The sequence below is a fragment of the Microbacterium natoriense genome, assembly GCF_030816295.1.
In the GTDB taxonomy this organism is placed as follows: domain Bacteria; phylum Actinomycetota; class Actinomycetes; order Actinomycetales; family Microbacteriaceae; genus Microbacterium; species Microbacterium natoriense_A.
Window position 1 is genome coordinate 3,269,825 of sequence record NZ_JAUSXV010000001.1, and the last position, 21,211, is coordinate 3,291,035.

At 69.1% G+C, this 21,211-nt stretch carries 18 protein-coding genes and 1 riboswitch; of the genes, 2 read left to right on the forward strand and 16 right to left on the reverse strand.

Annotated elements, in window-relative coordinates; all coding sequences use genetic code 11:
* Nucleotides 1–66 precede the first annotated feature (66 nt).
* From argH to QFZ53_RS15480, 8 genes are all read right to left on the reverse strand, one after another.
* On the reverse strand, nt 67–1,497 hold the full coding sequence (argH, locus tag QFZ53_RS15445; RefSeq protein ID WP_307297942.1) for an argininosuccinate lyase: 1,431 nt from the start codon (nt 1,495–1,497) through the stop codon (nt 67–69).
* Nucleotides 1,497–2,432 (reverse strand): ornithine carbamoyltransferase, encoded by a 936-nt coding sequence (argF, locus tag QFZ53_RS15450; protein WP_292909338.1) that lies wholly within the window; start codon nt 2,430–2,432, stop codon nt 1,497–1,499. The genes argH and argF overlap by 1 nt, the downstream gene beginning before the upstream one ends.
* Complete coding sequence (locus tag QFZ53_RS15455; RefSeq protein ID WP_292909336.1) at nt 2,429–3,640, reverse strand: acetylornithine transaminase; 1,212 nt, start codon at nt 3,638–3,640, stop codon at nt 2,429–2,431. The genes argF and QFZ53_RS15455 overlap by 4 nt, the downstream gene beginning before the upstream one ends.
* Entirely contained in the window at nt 3,637–4,554 is a 918-nt protein-coding gene (gene argB, locus QFZ53_RS15460) for an acetylglutamate kinase (protein ID WP_292909334.1), read from the reverse strand. Before argB ends, QFZ53_RS15455 begins: the two co-directional genes overlap by 4 nt.
* Complete coding sequence (gene argJ / locus QFZ53_RS15465) at nt 4,551–5,708, reverse strand: bifunctional glutamate N-acetyltransferase/amino-acid acetyltransferase ArgJ (protein WP_307297946.1); 1,158 nt, start codon at nt 5,706–5,708, stop codon at nt 4,551–4,553. The genes argB and argJ overlap by 4 nt, the downstream gene beginning before the upstream one ends.
* Nucleotides 5,705–6,778 (reverse strand): N-acetyl-gamma-glutamyl-phosphate reductase, encoded by a 1,074-nt coding sequence (argC, locus tag QFZ53_RS15470; RefSeq protein WP_307297952.1) that lies wholly within the window; start codon nt 6,776–6,778, stop codon nt 5,705–5,707. The genes argJ and argC overlap by 4 nt, the downstream gene beginning before the upstream one ends.
* A 230-nt stretch (nt 6,779–7,008) precedes the next feature.
* Entirely contained in the window at nt 7,009–7,665 is a 657-nt protein-coding gene (locus QFZ53_RS15475) for a response regulator transcription factor (RefSeq protein ID WP_307297955.1), read from the reverse strand.
* Nucleotides 7,643–8,941 (reverse strand): sensor histidine kinase, encoded by a 1,299-nt coding sequence (locus QFZ53_RS15480; protein WP_307297958.1) that lies wholly within the window; start codon nt 8,939–8,941, stop codon nt 7,643–7,645. Before QFZ53_RS15480 ends, QFZ53_RS15475 begins: the two co-directional genes overlap by 23 nt.
* A 124-nt stretch (nt 8,942–9,065) precedes the next feature.
* On the opposite strand from QFZ53_RS15480, the gene QFZ53_RS15485 reads away from it, so the two are divergent.
* Both QFZ53_RS15485 and QFZ53_RS15490 read left to right on the forward strand, forming a co-directional pair.
* Nucleotides 9,066–9,824: an ABC transporter ATP-binding protein gene (locus QFZ53_RS15485; protein WP_307297960.1), complete on the forward strand. Its 759-nt coding sequence runs from the start codon at nt 9,066–9,068 to the stop codon at nt 9,822–9,824.
* Nucleotides 9,821–11,176 carry a hypothetical protein gene (locus QFZ53_RS15490; protein WP_307297962.1) on the forward strand — a complete coding sequence of 452 codons (1,356 nt, stop codon included), beginning with the start codon at nt 9,821–9,823 and terminating at the stop codon, nt 11,174–11,176. The genes QFZ53_RS15485 and QFZ53_RS15490 overlap by 4 nt, the downstream gene beginning before the upstream one ends.
* A 13-nt stretch (nt 11,177–11,189) precedes the next feature.
* Here the strand turns inward: QFZ53_RS15490 and QFZ53_RS15495 are convergent, their stop codons facing one another.
* The 8 genes from QFZ53_RS15495 to QFZ53_RS15530 all read right to left on the reverse strand — a co-directional run bounded on the left by QFZ53_RS15495 (nt 11,190) and on the right by QFZ53_RS15530 (nt 21,208).
* Nucleotides 11,190–13,316 carry a bifunctional hydroxymethylpyrimidine kinase/phosphomethylpyrimidine kinase gene (locus QFZ53_RS15495; RefSeq protein ID WP_307297965.1) on the reverse strand — a complete coding sequence of 709 codons (2,127 nt, stop codon included), beginning with the start codon at nt 13,314–13,316 and terminating at the stop codon, nt 11,190–11,192.
* Nucleotides 13,313–14,161: a hydroxyethylthiazole kinase gene (thiM, locus tag QFZ53_RS15500; RefSeq protein WP_307297968.1), complete on the reverse strand. Its 849-nt coding sequence runs from the start codon at nt 14,159–14,161 to the stop codon at nt 13,313–13,315. Before thiM ends, QFZ53_RS15495 begins: the two co-directional genes overlap by 4 nt.
* Nucleotides 14,151–14,245: riboswitch (TPP riboswitch) on the reverse strand. (Overlaps the previous gene by 11 nt.)
* Nucleotides 14,246–14,251: 6 nt before the next feature.
* Complete coding sequence (locus QFZ53_RS15505) at nt 14,252–15,232, reverse strand: NAD-dependent epimerase/dehydratase family protein (protein WP_307297970.1); 981 nt, start codon at nt 15,230–15,232, stop codon at nt 14,252–14,254.
* Between the two features lie 64 nt (nt 15,233–15,296).
* A complete protein-coding gene (locus tag QFZ53_RS15510) occupies nt 15,297–16,013 on the reverse strand; it encodes a DUF402 domain-containing protein (protein ID WP_307297973.1) in 717 nt (238 codons plus the stop codon).
* 37 nt (nt 16,014–16,050) lie between these two features.
* Nucleotides 16,051–18,555, reverse strand: a complete 2,505-nt coding sequence (gene pheT, locus QFZ53_RS15515; protein ID WP_307297975.1) for a phenylalanine--tRNA ligase subunit beta — start codon at nt 18,553–18,555, stop codon at nt 16,051–16,053.
* Nucleotides 18,555–19,595, reverse strand: a complete 1,041-nt coding sequence (gene pheS / locus QFZ53_RS15520) for a phenylalanine--tRNA ligase subunit alpha (RefSeq protein ID WP_307297978.1) — start codon at nt 19,593–19,595, stop codon at nt 18,555–18,557. Before pheS ends, pheT begins: the two co-directional genes overlap by 1 nt.
* A 42-nt stretch (nt 19,596–19,637) precedes the next feature.
* Complete coding sequence (locus QFZ53_RS15525) at nt 19,638–20,564, reverse strand: amino acid ABC transporter permease (protein WP_307297981.1); 927 nt, start codon at nt 20,562–20,564, stop codon at nt 19,638–19,640.
* The gene (locus QFZ53_RS15530) at nt 20,561–21,208 is read right to left on the reverse strand and encodes an amino acid ABC transporter permease (RefSeq protein WP_307297984.1); all 648 of its coding nucleotides are present in this window, start codon (nt 21,206–21,208) and stop codon (nt 20,561–20,563) included. Before QFZ53_RS15530 ends, QFZ53_RS15525 begins: the two co-directional genes overlap by 4 nt.
* Nucleotides 21,209–21,211: the final 3 nt, after the last annotated feature.

Consider the following 21,211-nt stretch of genomic DNA (forward strand, 5'->3'; position numbering starts at 1 on the left):
ATTCACGGAGGGATTCCGTCGAACCCTCCGTGAATCGTCACGACCTCCGTGAATCGTCAGCGGCTGTTACAGCCCGAGCGCATGCACCGCAGCCTGAGCCCGGGCGATGAGCTCTGCGCGCTGCTCGGCGACCCGCTCGGGCGCCGTGCCGCCGGCGCCCGTGCGCGAGGCGACGGATCCTTCGATCGTGAGGACCTCCTTCACCTCGGGCACGAGGTGAGCAGACACCGAGAGCAGCAGCTCGTCGGTGGCGTCCTCAAGACCGATGCCGTGCTCCTCGCACGCACGCACGAGCGCACCCGAGATCTCGTGCGCGTCACGGAACGGCACCCGGCGCTTGACCAGCCACTCGGCCACGTCGGTCGCGAGCGAGAACCCCTGCGGAGCGAGAGCCGCCATGCGCTGCGTGTCGAACTGCAGCGTCGCGATCATGCCGGCGAATGCGGGCAGTACGACCTCGAGGGTCTGCACAGAGTCGAAGACCGGCTCCTTGTCCTCCTGCAGATCGCGGTTGTACGCGAGCGGGAGGCCCTTGAGCGTCGCCATAAGCCCCGACAGATTGCCGATCAGACGACCCGACTTCCCCCGAGCGAGCTCGGCGATGTCGGGGTTCTTCTTCTGGGGCATGATGCTCGACCCGGTCGAGTAACTGTCGTGCAGGGTGACGAAGCCGAACTCACGCGTGTTCCAGAGAATGATCTCCTCCGCCAGGCGCGACAGGTCGACGCCGGTCATCGCGGTGATGAAGGCGAACTCGGCGACGACGTCGCGCGCCGACGTGCCGTCGAGCGAATTCTCGGCAGGACGATCCAGCCCGAGCTCGGTCGCCACGAGTGCGGGGTCGAGACCCAGCGTCGAACCGGCCAGTGCTCCCCCGCCGTAAGGCGAGACGCCCGCCCGGCGACGCCAGTCGACGAGGCGCTCGAGCTCGCGCACGAGCGGCCAGCCGTGTGCCAGCAGATGGTGCGCGAGCAGCACGGGCTGCGCGTGCTGCAGATGCGTGCGTCCAGGCAGGATCGCTCCGGGGTGCGCCTCGGCCTGCGCCACGAGCGCGTCGATCACGCGCAGGATGTCGCGGGCGATCACACGAGCATGGTCGATGAGATACATGCGCACGAGCGTGGCGATCTGGTCGTTGCGGCTGCGGCCGGCACGCAGGCGCCCGCCGAGCTCGGGGCCGAGTTCGGCGATCAGCGCCTGTTCGAGAGCGCCGTGCACGTCCTCATCGGATGGCTGGGGCAGCAGAGTGCCGTCGGCGACCTTGCGCGCCACGGCATCCAGCCCGTCGTGCATCCGCACAGCCTCGTCGGTCTCGAGGTAGCCGGCGGCTTCGAGTGCGGTCGCATGCGCGTGGGAACCCGCGATGTCGTACGGCGCGAGGATCCAGTCGAAATGCGTCGACCGGCTGAGCTCGACGAGCTCGGGCGAGGGCCCGCTCGCGAACCGAGCTCCCCACAGGGCACCCTCGTTCGTGCCCTCGTTCTTCTCTGCACTCATCAGGCGGCCGTCCCGTTCTTCTCGAGCAGCCACACCAGGAGGGCCTTCTGGGCGTGCAGCCGGTTCTCGGCCTCGTCCCAGACAACGCTCTGCGGTCCGTCGATGACCTCGGAGTCGACCTCGTAGCCGCGGTCGGCCGGGAGGCAGTGGATGAAGATGGCCTCGGAGTCTGCCAGCTGCATCGTCTCGGGCGTCACCTTGTAGGCGCCCAGATCGCGGATGCGCGCGAGCTTCTCCTCCTCTTTGCCCATCGAGACCCAGGTGTCGGTCACGATCACGTCGGCGCCGGCCGCGGCTTCGACTGGGTCGGTGTAGAGGGTGATCGAACCGCCTGTCTCCGCCGCCCGCCGATCGGCCGCCTCGACGACGTCGGCCCTGGGGGCGTAGTCGACGGGAGACACGATCCGCACGTGCATGCCCGCGGTGACACCGGCGAGTGCATAGGAATGCGCCATGTTGCTCTCGCCGTCGCCGAAGAACGTGAGTGTGAGACCCTGCAGATCGCCCTTGTGCTCGCGGATCGTGAGCAGGTCGGCGAGCAGCTGGCAGGGGTGGAAGTCGTCGGAGAGCGCATTGATCACCGGCACCCTCGTGCCGGCGGCCATCTCCTCGAGACCCGCCTGCGCGTAGGTGCGCCACACGATCGCGGCGACCTGGCGCTCGAGCACGCGCGCGGTGTCGGACGGGGTCTCCTTGCCGCCCAGCTGGCTGCTGGCGGTCGAGATGATGAGCGGCGAGCCTCCGAGATCGGCGATGCCCACGGCGAAAGAGACGCGGGTGCGGGTCGAGGACTTGTCGAAGATCACCGCGACGGTCTGAGGACCCGCGAGGGCCTTGTTGGCCCAGCGGTCCTTCTTCAGCTCCAGCGCGAGGTCGAGGATCTCCGCCTGCTCGGAGGGGGTCAGGTCGTCGTCACGCAGCAGGTGGCGGGTCATGCGGGGGCCTTTCCGGAAGTGGTGAGGGATGCCGACACGTCGGCGAGCGCGGCGGCGAACAGCTCGCGGAACTCGGCGAGCTCGGCGTCGCCGATCGTGAGGGCCGGCGCGATGCGCACGGTCTCGGGGTTGGCGGCGTTGACGATGAGACCCCGCTCCTGGGCGGCGGCCACGACAGCCCCCGCGACCGGAGCTGCGAGACCGACGCCGATGAGAAGTCCGCGGCCTCGGACGCCGTCGATCAGCGGCGAGTCGATGCCTTCGATGATCCCGCGCAGTTCTTCGCCGCGGCGCGCGGCGTTCTCGACGAGTCCTGCGTTCTCGATCTCGGCGAGCACGGCGTCCGCCACGGCCGTCGCCAGCGGGTTGCCGCCGAACGTCGAGCCGTGCGAGCCCGGTGTGAACAGGTCGCTCGCCGCGCCGTACGTGACGAGGGCGCCGATCGGGAAGCCTCCGCCGATGCCCTTGGCGAGGGTGATCGCGTCGGGTGTGATGCCCTCGTGGGAGAAGCCGAACCACGCCCCGGTGCGACCGGCGCCCGTCTGGATCTCGTCGACGATGAGGAGCGCGCCGTGCTTTAGGGTGAGCGACCGCGCCGCGGCGAGGTAGCCCTCCGGAAGCTCGACCACTCCGGCTTCGCCCTGGATCGGCTCGACGATGACGGCCGCGACGCGATCGTCGATCGCGGCCTCGAGCGCCTCGATGGTCGCCGGAATGTGCTCGACCCCTCCGGGCATCGGCTCGAACGGCGCGCGCATCGACGCCTTCGCCGTCATCGCGAGGGAGCCCATGGTGCGGCCGTGGAAGCCGTTCTCGAGCGCGATGATGCGCGGCTTCTCGGCGCCGCCGTGCAGACGGGCGAGCTTGAACGCGGCCTCGTTGGCTTCAGCGCCCGAGTTCGAGAAGAACACCCGCCCGTCGATGCCGGCGCCGGCGAGACGCTTGAGACGAGCGGCGAGCGCGAGCTGCGGCGGCGTGGCGAAGTAGTTCGACACGTGCGCGAGCGTCGCGGCCTGCCGCGAGACGGCTTCGACGAACACCGGGTGCGCGTGCCCGAGCGAGGTCACGGCGATGCCGGCGAGGAAGTCGAGAAGGCGGTTGCCGTCTGCATCCCATACGTACGAACCCTCGCCTCGTGTGAGCATCGCCAGGCGGGGCCCTGCGTTGAGGACCAGATGGCTCGCTGCGTCATCCTGCCAATTGCTCATGCTTTCGTCCCTGCGCTTTCCAAGACCACTTCTGTTCCGATTCCCTTGCTGGTGAAGAGCTCGACGAGCACCGAGTGCGGCACGCGTCCGTCGATGATCGCCGCGGCGTCGACGCCGCCCTCGACAGCGTCGAGGCAGGCTCGCATCTTCGGGATCATGCCGGACTCCAGGCTCGGGAGCATCTCGATGAGGGCCTCCGCCGTGAGGTGCGAGACGAGCGAGTCGCGATTCGGCCAGTCCGCGTAGAGCCCGGGTACGTCCGTCAGGATGACCAGCTTGCGGGCGCCGAGTGCCACCGCGAGGGCCGCAGCCGCGGCATCCGCGTTCACGTTGAGCGACTGGCCGGGGTGGTCGAGATCCGGCGCGATCGAGGAGATCACCGGAACCCTCCCTGCGGCCAGATGATCGAACACGGCGGTGGGGTCGACCTCGACCACATCGCCGACGCGCCCGAGATCGACCTCTTCCCCTTCGATGACGACGCCACGACGGCGGCCGCCGAACAGACCGGCGTCCTCTCCGCTCAGACCGGTCGCGATCGGGCCGTGCGAGTTGATCTTCGACACGAGCTGCGGATTGACCTGCCCCGTGAGCACCATGCGGACGACGCTGATCGCCTCGGTCGTGGTGACGCGGTAACCGCCCTTGAACTCGCTGGGGATGTCGAGGCGTCCCAGCATGTCGGAGATCTGCGGGCCTCCGCCGTGCACGACGACGGGCTGCACTCCCACGTACCGCAGGTAGGCGATGTCCTGGGCGAACGCCTCCTGCAGCTCGTCCGAGACCATCGCGTTGCCGCCGTACTTGACGACGACGATCTGATCTCGGAACTTCTTGAGCCACGGCAGCGACTCGATGAGCGTCTCGGCCTTGACTGCGGCGATCTCGGCCGGCGTGTCCTGGATGTCGGTCATGATGCGTACGCACTGTTCTCGTGCACGTAGTCGTGGGTGAGGTCGTTGGTGAGGATGGATGCCGTGGCCTCGCCGACCTTGAGATCGATGACCAGGTGAGTCGCCCGCGGCGTCAGATCGACCTCTTCGCGCGGACGGTCGGGGCCGCCTTCGCTGCAGACACGGACGCCGTTCATCCACACGTCCACGTCGTAGGGATCGAACTGCGCGGCGGTCGTGCCGATCGCCGCGAGGACACGACCCCAGTTCGGGTCGTTGCCGAAGATCGCTGCTTTGAAGAGGTTGTTGCGGGCGACCGAGCGGCCGACCTCGACGGCCTCCTGCTCGGAGGCGGCGTGCTGCACCTCGATCGTGATGTCGTGGCTCGCCCCTTCAGCGTCGCCCTGCAGCTTGACCGCGAGCTCCTGGCACAACCCGGAGAGCGCGGCTGCGAAGTCGTCGAGATCGGGAACGACCCCGGACGCCCCGTTGGCGAGCAGAGTGACCTGATCGTTCGTCGACATGCAGCCGTCCGAGTCGAGGCGGTCGAATGTCTGCCCAGTGGCCGTCCGGAGGGCGGAGTCGGCCTCGAGCGGCTCGAGCACGGCATCCGTCGTGATGACGACGAGCATGGTCGCGAGCCCGGGGGCGAGCATGCCTGCTCCCTTCGCCATGCCGCCGATCGTCCAGCCGTCGCGGCTGACCACCGCGGTCTTCGCGACGGTGTCGGTGGTCATGATCGCCTGTGCTGCGCTCTCGCCTCCGTCGGACGAGAGCTCGGCGATCGCCTGCTCCGTGCCGGTGAGGACCTTGGCGCGGAAGATCTCATCGCCGACGCCGATGAGCCCCGTCGAGCAGACGAGCACGTCGCCGGCGCTGATGCCGAGCAGTTCAGCGGCCTTTTCGGCGGTCTGGTGCGTGGTCTGGAACCCGAAGGCGCCGGTGAAGCAGTTCGCTCCCCCGGAGTTCAGCACGACGGCCTCGACCACACGGTCGGCGACGGCCTGCTGCGACCAGATGATCGGGTTGGCCTTGGCACGGTTGCTCGTGAAGACGGCGGCACCGACCTTGCGCGGGCCCCGGTTCACCACGACCGCGACATCGGGTTTGCCTGTGGTTTTGAGACCGGCGGCGACACCGGCCGCCTCGAATCCTGCAGGGGCGGTGACACTCACGGTGCGACTCCGTTCACGGAGAGCGCGCGGTCTTCGGGTAGGCCGAGCGCGATGTTCATGGATTGGATGGCGGCACCGGCGGTGCCCTTGACGAGGTTGTCGACCGCGGTGACGACCGTGACACGGTTCGCGGCACGGTCGATCGCAAGACCGATGAGCGCGGTGTTCGCGCCGAGTACGTCGGCGGTGCGCGGGAACTGGCCCTCGGGGAGCAGCTGCACGAAGGTTTCTCCGGCGTACGCGCTCTCCCACGCCTCGCGGATCTGCGCATCGGTGACGCCCTCGACGATCCGCGCCGTCGAGGTGGCGAGGATGCCCCGCGACATCGGCACGAGGACCGGGGTGAAGGAGATGCGGATGCTCGGCTCGATCTGGGTCCCTGAGCCTGTCGAAGGGCCTGACGCCGCGGCGAGCGCCTGCCGGATCTCGGGGATGTGGCGGTGCGTGCCGCCCACCGCGTACGGATTCGCCGTGCCGAGGATCTCACTGCCGAGGAGGTTCGTCTTCAGGCTCTTGCCCGCGCCGGAGGGCCCCACCGCGAGAACCGAGACGATGTCACCAGGATCGATCACGCCGGAGGCGACGCCGGGGGCGAGACTGAGGCTCACCGTCGAGGCGTTGCACCCGGGAGCCGCGATGCGCGTCGCTCCCACGAGGTTCTCGCGCTGCTTCGTCCCGTTCACGGGAAGTTCCGGAACTCCGTACGCCCACGGCTCGTGGAATTCCCCGCCGTAGAAGGAGTCCCAGGAGTCCTTCGAGGTGAGCCGGTGGTCGGCGCCCGCGTCGATCACCAGCGGGACCGCGCCGAGGGCATCGGTGTACTGGCCGGATTGCCCGTGCGGCAGCGCGAGGAACACGATGTCATGCCCGGCGAGGACCTCTGGCGTCGTGTCCTGCAGGGTGAGGTGCGCGAGAGAGCGCAGGTGCGGCTGGTGCTGGATCAGCGGCTGGCCGGCGTTCGAGTGCGCCGTGACGGTGCGGATCTCGATGTCGGGATGTGCGGCCAGGAGACGGAGGATCTCGCCACCCGCATAGCCGGATGCGCCGGAAACGGCGACCGTGTACGTCATGCTTCTACCTTAACGCTGGGAGGGTCTGGGGCCGGAGCGGCGACACCGGCACTCGACCGCCGTGCGTACGCAGGCAGGAGCGCGGGGTCGCCTAGAGTCGGCGGCCGCCGCGGCGTCGGCGCACGACGACGACGCTCGGAGCGAGCGTCGAAGAAGCGTGGGCGGCCGAAGGCATGTCGCGACCATAGCGCGGGCGGCGCGGCATCCGCAAATCAGACGCGTAACGTACGTCAACCCTCCCGGCGAGCCTCCAGGAACACGAGGATCGCGCGCACCCTGCGGTTCTCAGCTGCGGGGCTGAGTCCGAGCCCGCTGAAGATGTTGCCCACGTGCTTGCGCACGGCGGCGTCGCTGAGGAAGAGCGTGGAGGCGATGTCGCTGTTCGAAGCGCCGTCGGCCATCAGCGCGAGGACCTCCCGTTCGCGCGCGGTGAGCGCGTCCAGTGGGCCGGCGACCTCTGCCCTCAACAGCTGCCTGGTCACCTCCGGGTCGATGACCGTTCCGCCGTCGCGCACCACGGCGAGCGCCCGATCGAAGTCGCTGATCCGGTTGACTCTCTCCTTCAGCAGATATCCGACGGCCGCCTCCGGCAGGAGGAGCAGTTCGCGCGCATAGCGCTCGGCGACATACTGCGACAGGACGAGCACCGGCTGAGTGGGCGCGTGCTCACGGATCCGCAGCGCCGCTGCGAGACCGTCGTCGGCGCCTCCCGGCGGCATCCGCACATCGGTGATGACGAGATCCGGCCGCTCGGCGAGTGCGAAGTAGCTGCGCTCCAGCTCCGGAGCGTCGGACGCCGTGGCGACGATCACGTGCCCGAGTCTCTCCAGTAGCGCGGACAGTGCTTCGCGCAGCAGAGTCGCGTCATCCGCGAGGAGAATCCTCATCGGCGCCTCCTCTCTTGCCGCCGTGCGTGATCTCTCCTGACCCGATCAGCGGCAGTTCCATCAGGACCACGGTCGGTCCTCCGAGGGGACTGGACACGGTGAGCGCACCGCCCAGCGCCTCCGCGCGACCTGCGAGCCCGCGCAGTCCGGTGCCCTGCTCGGGATCGGCGCCGCCGTGCCCGTCGTCCGTGGCCCGGATGTACGCCCGATCGTTCTGGGAGCCGAGCTCGACGGTCAACCTCGAAGCTGCCGAGTGCTTCGTCGCGTTCGTGAGTGCTTCGGCGACGAGAAAGTAGCCCGCGGCCTCTGCGTCGGGCCGCATTCGAGGAAAGCCGTCGTCGCGAATCCGCAGCACGAGGGTGCTGCGCCCCGCGAGCTCGCGGAGCGCTTCTGTGAGCCCGTGGTCGGCGAGCACGGTCGGGTGGATCCCTCTGACCGTGGATCGGAGCGAGACGAGTGCGCGCTCGGTCTGGTCCTGCGCCGCGATGAGCGCGGCCCGGGACGCATCGGCGTCTCCCGATCGGAGTTCCAGCTCGAGCATCGCGAGGCGCGCGGCGATGCCGACCAGTTCTTGCTGGACCCCGTCGTGCAGGTCTCTCTCGATACGCCGACGCTCATCCTCGTGGGCGGAGACGATCGCGGCACGCGAGCGGGTGAGCTGCGCGACACGGCGATCGATCTCGGCGACGCGCGGGGCGATGAGCCGGCTGATCACACCGCCGTGCAGAGCCGTGAACGACGCGTTGACGTACGCCGTGACGACGAGGATGAGCGGTACGCAGAGCAGCGGATGCCACCAATTGTCCACGCCGACCGCGAACGTCACGTCGGAGAACAGATTCACTTCTGCGCCCGGGCGTGTGAGGCCTGTGACCGCCAATGCGAAGGGGAGCCCGACTGCGATGACCTGCGCGAGGAGGAGGGCGAAGGCCAGGAGCCCCATGATGATGCCTATCGAGAGCGCGACGACTTCGCGCCAGGTCGTGGGCTCGGTGAGCCGGATCCAGAGCCAGTTGTGCTTCTCCTCCCTGGGCACGCGGACATGACCGCTGGCGCGCGCCGGATGACCGATCAGGCGCAGCCTCTTTCGTTCGATCATCGCGAAGAGGATCCCCCAGAGCGGAAGGATCACGATCGTCGCGACGACAGGGAGCACCAGCACCACGCCGAGCACGGCGGTGATGACGACGCCCAGCAGTCCGGCCCACGGCCATCGGGAGATCAGGAAACGGCCGGGCGGCAGCATCAGCCCCTGCCAGATCGTCTCGGTGCGCACGGGATCAGCCTATGCACAGGAGCTCGTCCGCCAGTGGTCGAGAGCCCGAAGGTAGCGCCAGGTCTACCAGGGATGCCTCTCGCGCTCCGATGCGCGTCGTCGTCGTTCGCCGTCTACTGGAGCAATGACTACTCCCACACCTGCGACTGCGGTTCCCCTGCTCAGAGCGAAGGGGATATCGAAGGGCTACGCCGTCGGCCGTGGTCCGGCGGCGAACGTGCTGCGTGACGTCGATCTCCACGTCGCGCGAGGCGAGATGGTGAGCATCGTCGGGCCGAGCGGATCGGGCAAATCGACGTTGATGTACTGCCTGGCGGGACTCGAACGAGCGGATGCCGGCGAGATCGAGTTGGACAGCACACGCATCGAACGGATGCCTCAGCGACGACTCGCCAAACTCCGGCGCGATCGGATCGGATTCGTGTTCCAGAGCTACAACCTGATCCCGTCGCTGTCCGCTGCGGAGAACGTCGCGCTGCCGGCGCGTCTGGCACGTCGCCGATCGCCCGACACCGCGGCAGCGCTGACCGCTGTCGGGCTGTCAGGACACGGGAGCAAGCGCCCCGGCCAGCTTTCGGGCGGGCAACAGCAGCGCGTCGCGATCGCACGAGTACTGGCCGCGCAGCCGGAGATCGTCTTCGCAGACGAGCCCACAGGGGCGCTCGACACGGCCACGGGGGCGCAGGTGCTGGATCTTCTGCGCGCACACGCTTCCGGACGGAACGGCGTGATACTCGTCACCCACGACCTGGAGGCGGCTGCTCGGGCCGACCGTACCGTGGTCCTCAGAGACGGCGCCGTGGTGACGGAGCTTCTGCGTCCTTCCGCCGGGGACATCCTCGGCGCGCTGCAGTCGCCCGTTCGCACAGGAGCGGCCGCGTGATCCCGCTGCTCCGTGCTGAGCTGCGGCACGGCTGGGCCACCTGGAGCGGCCTGGCCGCGGTCGGCGCGGTTGCCGCAGTCTCGTTCTCGGCCGCGATCGCGATGCTCGAGGCCGGCCTCGCGGAGGGTGGGGAGATCCTGGACGCGTCTGTCAGCTTCCTTTCGATCCTGCTGATCCTGAACGTCCCCGCCGGGGCGATCGTGATCGCCGCCGTGTCGCGCCTCGCTGTCGGCCTTCACCGTGCGGTGTACGCACGATGGCAGCTCGCGGGAGTCAGCCCCGCACAGACTTCCGCGGTCGTCATCTCGCAGCTCACGGGCGTCGGCCTGCTCGCAGGCTTCGTCGGCTTCGGTGCGGCTGTGCTCATCGTCCCGCCGTTCCTCCACGCCGTCTTCGTCGACGACTCGTCCTGGTGGGCCGAGGCCTCGATTCGGCCGGGGGCCCTCACCGGTGTCATCGTGGTGCCGCTCACGACGCTGGTGGTGCTGCTGGGCGGGTTCCGTGGCGCGAGATCGGCGGGCCGTACGCCGGCTCTCAGTGCGTTGCGCGAACCGGAGGCGGAGGCGAAGCGCATGCGATGGTGGCGCTGGCTGCTGCTGGTCGCCGTTCTGCTCGCAGCAGGGTTCGGCGGTGCCCTCGCACCGTTCCGTGCCGAAGAGCGCAGCACCGCGATCTCGCAGTTCCCGCTGCTCCCCGCGTATCTGACGGCGATCGTCGCGACCGCCGCCCCCGTGCTGTCCCCGCTCGTCCTCAGAGCGTGGACAGCGCTGATCCCTGCACGAGCATCCGCGACCTGGCACCTCGCCCGGCACCAGGCGCGTTACCACCTCGGGAGGAGCACGGCATCCGTCACTCCCCTGTTCGTCGGCACCGCGCTGCTGGGCGGCTTGATGACGATGTCGGCTACCACCAGCACGGCGATGACGTCGGCCGGCTTGCCGGGGAACTTCGATCTGGGCATCATGCAGGTGATGCTCCTCGTGGGCGGGCCCGTGCTGCTCGGTGCGACGGGGGCTGCAGTCGTGCTGTTCATGAGCAACCGCACGCAGGCGTCAGAGCAGGCGCTGCTCCGAGCGAGCGGGGCCAGCCACGGCGTCGTGCTCGGCGCCGCTGTGTGCCAGGCAGCGATTCATGTGATCACGGCGACGCTGCTCGCGTCGATCGTGGTGTTCGGCACCGCTCTCATCAGTGCGGCCGCGCTCGGCCGCTTCGTCCCCGCGGTCCCCGTCCTCGACATCGGAGCGGCCGCGCAGCTGGTGGCGCTCGGTCTCGTTCTGACGGTCTCGGCGACGCTCGTTCCGGCCATGGCCCGCATGCGGGAACCGCTCGCCCTGCGTCTCGCGGCAGAGTGAGCGGTTCGGCCACTCAGAGCGGTGCGGCGAAGAACGCGAGCTCGTGCGCGGCGGAGATCTCGAAGGCCCGATGCATCCGACTGCGTCGTTCGGGCGAGGCCGATACCGCTGCCTCCGCGACGTAGGCGATCGCCTGGACCGTAGCCTGCTCGAATGCCGGGTCGGCGTAGGTTGCGAGCCACGAGGCGTACGGATGCTGCGGATCGCAGGCATACTCGCCGAACTCCCCCGCATGCAGGCGGCGGCCCAGATCGTCGTACAGCCAGAAGCACGGCAGGATCGCGGCGATCAGCTCGGCGTAGTCGCCGGTGAACGCGGTCGCCCGCAGATGGTCGAGGTACGCCATGGTCGCCGGTGCGCGCTCGGCCGCGAAGGTCTCGGCGCTGACGCCCGCGTCGGGGGTGAGCCAGGACGCGTGCAGCTCGAGTTCGCCGACGATCGAGCCGTGGGCGGAGTGCGCCCAGAACGCCTGCTCGGCCGAGGTGGGCGCGAGGCGCGACGCCTCGGCGAGCACCCGAGCGTATTCGCGCAGGTACAGGGCATCCTGCTCCAGATAGAAGACGAAGGCCTCGCGTCCGAGCGTGCCGTCGGCGAGAGCCCGGATGAACGGCAGCCCATCGATATCCGAGCGGATGCCGGAGATCCTCTCCCACCAGTCGGTCGCGATGCCCTCGGCGCTCGGTCTGGTCTCGAGTCCGCCCCGCGCCCACAACCCGGCGAAGTGGTTGATCGGCCCGTGACCGCGCCCGACCATGAGCGCCTCGCCCTCTCGCAGCGATTCGCGCAACCAGGCCCGCGATCCCGCGACGGCGTCGTCAGGAGCCTCACCCCTCGCGAGGCGGGTCGCGAGCGCGGATGACAGCGAGCAGCCGGTTCCGTGCGTGTTGCGGGTCTCGATGCGCGCGTCCGTGAACTCGATGGTCGTGCCGGCGCCGATGAGAGCATCCGGTGCCTCCGCACCGTCGAGGTGCCCGCCCTTCACCAGCACCCGCGCTCCGATCGCGGTTGACAGCACCGCGCCCGCAGCGAGCGCGTCGTCCCAGCCGTCGATGTCGCGCCCCACGAGCACGCCGAGTTCGCCGAGGTTCGGGGTGATGACGTCGGCGCGGGCGAGCAGTGCGCCGAGGGCGTGTTCGGCCTCGGCATCCAGCAACCGGTCCCCGCTGGTCGCGACCATCACCGGGTCCACGACGACGATGGGCGGACGGGCCGCGTCGAGCCACTCGACGACAGTTCGGATGACCTCTGCGTTCGCGAGCATCCCGATCTTCACCGCGTCGATCACGATGTCGTCGGAGATCGCGTGGAGCTGCTCCCGGAGGAAGTCGATCGGCGGCACATGCACGGCGCGGACGCCTTGCGTGTTCTGCGCGGTGAGGGCCGTGATCACAGCCATGCCGTATCCCCCGGAGGCTGCGATCGACTTGAGATCGGCCTGCACGCCGGCGCCGCCTGACGGGTCGCTGCCGGCGATGCTCAGCACGCGAGGGACTCCGGCCGCCCGCCACCGCTGCACGAACGCTGCTGCCGTCTCGGCGGGGTCTTCTGCGGCACACAATGCGGACACGACGGCGAGGCCTGCCGCACCGGCGTCCCGCAACGCCTCGGTGTCGTCGATGCCGACACCTCCGATCGCGACGCAGGGCAGCGGACTCGCGGCGGCGAACGCACGGAAGCCGTCGACGCCGAGAGCCGGAGGATGATCGGGCTTGGTCTTCGTCGGGCGGATGACTCCCACCCCCAGGTAGTCCACGGTTCCGGCGGGGAGGGCGAGTGCGGCGTCGAGATGAGCCCGGTTGTTCGCGGTGAGACCGATCAGCGCATCGGGGCCGAGTTCCGATCGGGCACGGAGCACCGACGCGTCGCCCTGCCCGAGGTGGACGCCGTCGACCCTGGCGCCTGCTTCCCGGGCGGCGATCGCCGCGTCGAGCCGGTCGTTGACGAGCAGCAGCGATCGCCCGCCGATCGCCCGCGACAGTTCGATCAGCTGCGCCGTGATCTCGGCATCTGTCGCTTGCTTGTCGCGCAGCTGGACGACGCGCACTCCCCCGTCGACCGCGTGACGGACCGTGTCGACGACGCCGCGCTCTCCGCACAACGCCGGATCGGTGACGAGGTACAGCGACAGGTCGGCGATCACAGCGCAGCCGTCTCGACGCGAGCCGCGGACTCGATGTCGGCGGGTTGCACGGCGGCGAGCGCATCGAGAAACGCGACGGCGAAGCTGCCGGGCCCCGTGGATGCGCTGGCGGCGCGTTCAGCAGCGACCGTGTAGACGAGGCTCGCCGAGGCCACTGCGAGCAGCGGCGGGGTGGCTCTGGCGCGTGCGGCTCCGAGGAAGGCAGCCATCACTGCGCCGAGGGCGCATCCGCCGCCGGTCACCCTGGTGAGCAGTTCGTGCCCGTTGGCGAGCCGGAGCACGCGCTCGCCGTCCGTGATGAGATCGACCGGTCCGGAGACCGCCACGACGCTGCCGAATCTCGAGGCGAGCGCGCGGGCCGCATCGATCGCGGCGTCTGCGCTGTCCGTCGCATCGACACCGCGCCCTCCTGCGCTGAGTCCGGCGAGTGCGAGGATCTCCGAGGCATTGCCACGGATCGCGGTCGGGCGTTGCTCGGCGAGACGGTGCGCGAGCGCGGTGCGCACCGGCAGCGCACCGATCGCGACCGGATCGAGGACCCAGGGAGTTCCGGATGCCGTGGCTCCCTCGACCGCCTCGAAGCTCGCCTCCCGCTGCTCGGGGGTCGGCGTGCCGAGGTTCACGAGAAGTCCCGAGGCGATGCCCGCGAACAGGCCGGACTCGCCGACGATGTCCACCATGGCGGGCGCCGCCCCGATCGCGAGCAGCACGTTCGCCGTGAAGCCCGTGACGACCGAGTTCGTGATGCAGTGCGTCAACGGCGGGTCGGCACGCAGCACCTCCAGCAGGGAGGCAGCCTCTGTGACGAGGTCGGCGGCGGATGCAGGACGCAGAAGATCGCTCATGCGACATTCCCTTCGCTAGTGCTAACTAGATCAGGTTCGACGGGTCTGTTCTCAGCCGCGGATGCGGCACCCCGTGTCACTGCTGGCAGTCTAGCGAAGCGGCAGTCGGCGCAGTTCGGCGAGGAGCTCCCGCTCCTCGGATCCTGTGAGCCCGGCACGCCGCTCGCGCTCCACGCCGCGCACGCGCTCGTCCTGAACGACCTCTGCCACCGTGTCCTCCAGCCGGCGCAGGAAACCGCCGTTCGCCAGGTAGGCGGCGTTCGACCGCGCCATGAATCCCGTCATCTCGGCGGGCAGCCACAGCGGCAGCGAACGCTCGCCCGCCCAATACTCGACGCCGTGCTCGACGAGCCACTCCTCCTCGGCCGACACTGTGCCGCCGGTGTGTCCGGTCGCTGTGCGGAACAGCGCGAGCACGTCGCCGAGCGGATGCTGCGCACCGACCGCGTTGATCGCACCGGTGGCGGTGGCCGTCGCGATGAACGCCGCGACGTCGTCGACGTCGATCACCTGCGCCGTGCGCCCCTCCGTCGGCGGCAGCAGCACATCCGCCGATCCCGCTCTCAGCACCGCCGCAGCCCAATAGCCGAAACGATCGCTGGGGTCGCCCGATCCGACGATGAGCCCAGGCCGGACGATCAGCGCACGACCGTCGAGGGTGCGCACCGCGTCTTCGGCGGCGACCTTCTGCGGGCCGTATTCGTACTCGTCTCCCGGCTTCGCGGCAACGTGCAGACGTGCGGATTCGTCGGCGCCCACCGTGACGTCATCGGCGTACGCCGACACCGACGACACGTACGTCCAGCGTGCAGCACGATCGCCGAGCGCGACCACGGCGGCGATGACGTGATCGGCCCGCGAGGAGATGTCGATCACGTGGTCCCACTCCCGCGCAGACAGCGCCTCGTACACGCGAGGGTCGTCGCGATCTCCGCGCACGAGCTCGGCGCTGCCAGGCGCCGCCCGGCTGCCCCGTGCGAGGCAGGTGACGTCGACGCCATCATCCTGCAGGCGTTGTGAGATGCGGCCGGAAAGCCAGCCGGTTCCGCCGAGGATCAGAGCGTTCGTCATCCGTCCATGTCACCAGCATCCGCCGCCCGAGGGAAGGTGATCCGCCGAGAGCAGAGTTCGAGGATCAGGCGCCGCGCAGTTCGTCCAGACCGCGCAGAGCGGGAATCGTCCACGACGGATCGGGCCGCCAATCGATCCACTCCGCATCGAACGGCCATTCGCCCGAGCGGAACGACTCGATCGCCGCTCCGGCGTGACGTTCGATCTGCGCCGCTTGCTCGCGGGTCAGCCTCCCCTGGCTGATCGCGGCGACGACCTCGTCCTCATCCTTGAGATGGACTGTGCGGTCCGCCGCGATCCAGACGTCGAGGATGTGATCCGAGGAGTACGTGTCACGGTCGGTGCGCAGATGCGCGTTCTCGAGGTTCACGTACCACCCGTCGAAACGCCAGTCGCCGTCGTCTGCAGGCTTCCAGAACAGGCACACGGACCAGGCGGCTCCGACCGGAGCGATGCGCAGACTGCCTCCGCCCCACCACTCCTCGACGATCCTCGTACGATGATCCAGCCACCGCCGTTCGAGCGGAATCGAGCGGACCCGGTCGCCGGTCGCAGAGCCCTGCGCCTCCTGCAGCGTCCCAGGCGCGAGCCAGGCGACGAGACCGCGTTCGTCATCACGAACCACACGCATGGGTGAGATCGTCGACGGGTCGCCGGGCTGCCAGCCCGGCGCGCGGTAGTGCCAGTCGATCTGATCGCCAGGCGCGAGGAACGGACCTTCGCCAAGCGGACGGGCGCCCTCCGGGACGGCCGCCGGGGTGCTGTGCGGGAGGATGCTCATCCTGCCACGCTACCCCGGCGCCGTACCCGAATCCTGGTCAGTCGCGCAGCGCGGCGCCGAAACGCTCTGCCGCCACGGCCACACCGGCGAGCTTCGCCTCGGTCGCCTCGGCTGCGGTCAGCGTGCGGTCGTCGGCGCGGAAGCGCAATGCGAAGGTGAGGCTCTTCGAACCCGCCGGCACACCCTCGCCGCGATAGTCGTCGACCAGACGCAGCGATTCCAGAAGCGGACCCGCGCCCTCGACGAGCGCCGCACGCAGCTCGGCTGCGGGCAGATCGGCCGCTACGGTGAGCGACACGTCCTGCGTCGCGGCCGGGAAGCCCGACAGGGAGGCTGCGACGACCGACTCGCCCGCGAGCGACAGAACGCCGTCGAGGTCGAGCTCGAGGACGGTTGCGCGTCCCGGCAGATCCGCGTCGGCGGCTACGTCGGGGTGCAGTTCTCCCACGTAGCCGACCGTGGACTCACCGACCCGCAGCACACCCGTGCGTCCCGGGTGGAGAGCCGCGCGCTGGCTCTGCTCGACGTCGATCTCTACGCCTGCGGCAGCGGCGATCACGCCTATGGCGTCGAGCGCTTCGGCCAGGCCGGCCGGCTCGGCCGGGCGTCCCGGCTGGCGCGCGGACACGTTTCCGGTGAGAAGAGCCGCGATGTGGCGGTGCTGCGGCGGGATCGACGCGTTGAGCTCGGCGAGCTTGTCGTCACTCGGCCGCGCTCCGAGCGGCGGCACATCGTCGGTGCCGTAGACCACCCCGGGCTCGGGCAGGAACACGACGCCGGTCTCGAAGATCGCCAGATCCGTGAAGCCGCGCGAGATGTTGCGGTGCGCGATCTGCAGAAGGCCGGGGATCAGCGAACGACGCAGGAACGGCGCCTGACCGTCGAGCGCGTTGGCGAGACGGATGCTGGGCAGCTTCTCGCCGGAGGCGGATCCGTGCAGGTCGTTCTGGACATCGCTCGTGAACGGGAAGGAAGAGGTCTCGACGAAGCCCGCCGCGGCGAGGGCGTTCGAGACGCGACGACGGCCCTGCTGGTGCGCGGTGAGGCCGCGACCCGACGGCGGGGTGGGCAGGACCGAGGGGATGCGATCGAGCCCGTGGATGCGGGCGACCTCTTCTGCGAGCGTCCATTTGTCGGTGAGGTCGGGACGCCAGGTCGGGGGGATGACGACCCAGTGGTCCTCCCCCGTCGTGACCTCGGCACCGATCGTCTCCAGTGCACCCGTGATCTCGGCATCCGTGTAGTCCACGCCGATGAGCCTTTGCACGAACCCGGCCGGCAGCTCGATCTCGCCGACGAAGACCTCGGAGAACAGCGCGCCGCCCTCGTCGGTGAGCGTGCCGCCCGCGAGCTCGACCATCAGATCGGCGGCACGGCGGGCCGCGACGAACGGGATCAGCGGGTCGACGCCGCGTTCGAAGCGCTTGGACGCCTCGCTGGGCAGCTTGTGGCGACGAGCCGACCGCGCGATCGTGATCGGGTCGAAGGTCGCCGCCTCGATCAGCACGTTGCGGGTCGCATCGTTCATCTCGGTGGTGCCGCCGCCCATGACGCCCGCGATGCCGATCGGACCGGACTCGTCGGTGATCAGCAGATCCTCGACGTGCAGCGCGCGGTCCTGACCGTCGAGAGTCGTGATCTTCTCGCCGGAGGTCGCGCGGCGGACGGTGATGCCCCCGCTCAGCGTGTCGAGGTCGTAGCCGTGCAGCGGCTGTCCGAGCTCGAGCATCACGTAGTTCGTGATGTCGATCAGGATGCCGAGCGATCGCATGCCGGCCAGCGACAGCCGGGCGATCATCCACGGCGGAGTCGGACGCGAGGGGTCGACATCGCGAACGACGCGCGTGACGAACTCGGTGGCGCCCGGTCGACCGCGCACCGGAGCCCGGTCGTCGATGATCGCGGTGTGGCCGGTGCCCGGCTGCAATTCCGCGAAGTCGCGGTCGGCCGGGTCACGGAAGGAAGCGCCGGTGGCGTGCGAGTACTCGCGCGCGACTCCGCGCAGGGAGAACGCGTATCCGCGGTCGGGGGTGACGTTGATCTCCACCGCGACGTCGTCGAGACCCAGCAGGGCGATCGCATCGGTGCCGACGGGCGCGTCGATGCCGAGATCGGCGAGGACGAGGATGCCGTTGTGCTCGTCGCCGAGCCCCAGCTCTCGAGCCGAGGCGATCATGCCGTCGGAGACGTGGCCGTAGGTCTTGCGCGCGGCGATCGGGAACGGGCCGGGCAGCACGGCGCCGGGCAGGGTCACGACGACCTTGTCTCCGGCGACGAAGTTGTGGGCACCGCAGACGATCCCCCGGACGCCGCCGTGCGCTTCGCCGACATCGACCTGGCACCAGTTGATGGTCTTGCCGTTCGACTGGGCTTCGGCCTCGAGCGAGACGACCTGACCGACGACGACCGGGCCCGAGATCTCGAAGCGGTGGACGTCCTCCTCTTCGAATCCGACCGACACCATCGCCGCGAGGACGTCCTCGGGCGTGGCATCCGCTGCCAGATCGACGTACTCACGCAACCACGAAAGCGGGACGCGCATCACACCACCATCCCGAACTGCTCGCTGAATCGGATATCGCCTTCTGCCATGTCGCGCATGTCCTGCACGTCGCTGCGGAACATGAGTCCGCGCTCGACGCCCATGCCGAACGCGAAGCCGCTGTACACGTCGGGATCGATGCCCGCGGCACGCAGCACGTTCGGGTTGACCATGCCGCAGCCACCCCACTCGATCCAGCGCGCGCCACCCTTGAAGGTCGGGTGCCACAGGTCGAGCTCGGCGGAGGGCTCGGTGAAGGGGAAGAAGTTCGTGCGGAACCGCGTCTTCGCCTCGGGGCCGAAGAGCTGGCGGGCCACATGGTCGAGCGTGCCCTTGAGGTGCGCCATCGAGATGCCCTTGTCGATCACGAGGCCCTCGAACTGGGTGAACACCGGCAGGTGCGTGGCGTCGAACTCGTCGGTGCGGTACACGCGGCCGGGGCACAGCACGTAGATGGGCAGCTCACGGTCGAGCATCGAACGCACCTGCACCGGGCTGGTGTGGGTCCGCATCACCAGGTGACGCGAGGTCGGGTCGACGTAGAAGGTGTCCTGCTCCTGGCGGGCGGGGTGGTCGACATCGAAGTTCAGAGCGTCGAAGTTGAACCACTCGTGCTCGAGCTCGGGGCCTTCGGCGATCTCCCACCCCATGCCGACGAAGATGTCAGAGATCTGCTCGCTGAGCAGGGTGAGCGGATGCCGAGCCCCCACACGCGTGCGGGACGGGACCGCGGTGATGTCGACGCGTTCGGCCTCGAGGCGGGCGGCGACCTCGGCGGCGGCCAGCTCCGCCTCCTTCGCGGCAAGCGCCTGCGTGACCTGCCCTCGGCCCTGGCCGACGAGCTTGCCGAACGCGGCCTTGTTCTCGGGCGCGACCTCTCGCATCGAGGCGTTCAGGATGGCGAGCGGCGATCCCTCTGCGACGTGGGCGGCGCGAGCCGCCTTGAGCTCGGTCGTGTCGGCTGCCGCACCGATGGCCTCGAGGGCTGCGGCGACGGCGGCTTCGACCGCTTCTGGGGTGATCTCTGGTGACTCAGACACGAGAGTCGAGTCTACCGGGGACGAGTCCCCGATCCACGCGGCTCAGAGCCCTTGAGCGCCTGAGCTGTTCCCGTCGTGCTTCCCGGCACGGCTCTGCAGCGCGATCGCCTCGGTGAGCGTCGCCTCGTCGTCGGCCGCGACGTTCGCCACCGGAGCCTGCGTCTTCGGCGAGCGCTTCACACGACGCTGCATCCGATAGGCGATGTAGGAGAGCACGAGACAGACCGCCACGTACATCGTGCCGCCGACCATGGCCGACTGGATCAGCGGCGACCCGTACGGCGCCTGGTTGCCGATCTGGTTGATGACGAACAGCAGCTCCTGATACGTGATGATGAAGCCAAGAGCGGTGTCCTTGAGCGCCACGACGAGCTGCGCGATGATCACCGGCATCATGGCGCGCACCGCCTGCGGCAGCAGGATCAGCCGCATCACGCCGCTCTTGCGCAGGCCGATCGCGTAACCGGCTTCCTTCTGCCCGCGGGGCAGTGACTCGACACCGGCGCGCAGCACCTCGGCCAGCACCGAGCCGTTGTACACGATCAGCGCGATCACGACGGCGAAGTAGGGCGGCACCTTTACCCCGATGACCGGCAGACCGTAGTACAGCAGCATCATCAGCACGAGCACCGGAACCGCGCGCAGCACCTCGATGATCCATCTGACCGGCTCGCGCACCCAGGCGTGGTCTGACAGCCGTCCGATGCCGAGCAGGAAGCCGAGGACGATCGATCCGACGCCGGCGAGAGCGAAAGCGCCGAGTGTGCTCAGCAGTCCCTGTCCGAAGCGGACCCAGACCGTCGAGAACGTGAAGATGTTCCATTTCGCGGCGGTGAACTGGCCGGTCGCGTACAGTCGCCAGACGACCCACGCCAGCACCGCGAGAACGACGAGAACGGTGAGGACGCCGATGAGCCGGTTCCGGACGATCGCCTTGGGGCCCGGGACGTCGAAGAGTACGGAGCTCATCGTGCGATCCTCCACTTGTTCTCGAGATAGCGCTGCAGCCAGCCGAGCAGCAGCACGAGCCCCACGAAGACGACCATGACCCAGAGCAGCACCACCAGTGCGTTCTCACCGACTTCGCTGAGGGATGCACGGATCGTGCCTAGATTGACGACCGAGAAGCCGGCCGCGACAGTCGTGTTCTTCATGAGGGCGATCAGCACGCTCATCATCGGCGGCACCACGGATCGCGTCGCCTGAGGCAGCACGACGAACCGCATCACCTGTCCGAAGTTCAGCCCGATCGCCCTCGCCGCCTCGGCCTGGCCGATCGGGACGGTGTTGATGCCTGCGCGCAGCGCCTCGGCCACGTAGGTGGCGGTGTAGATACCGAGCGCCACGACCGCGAGAAGCGTGTAGTTCATCCGCTCCCCCACCAGAATCGGCAGGCAGAAGGCGAAGAAGAACATCACCAGCGTGAGGGGGGTGTTGCGGATCCAGTTGACGTACACGCCGCCTACGATCCGCGCGATCGGCACCGGCGACACGCGCGCGGCGCCGACGATCAGTCCGAGCACGATGGCGATGAGACCGCCGCCGAAGAAGAGCACGAGGGTTCCCCGCAGCGCTTCGCCCCAGAGGTCGAGGTGGTCGGTGATGACTCCCACTGA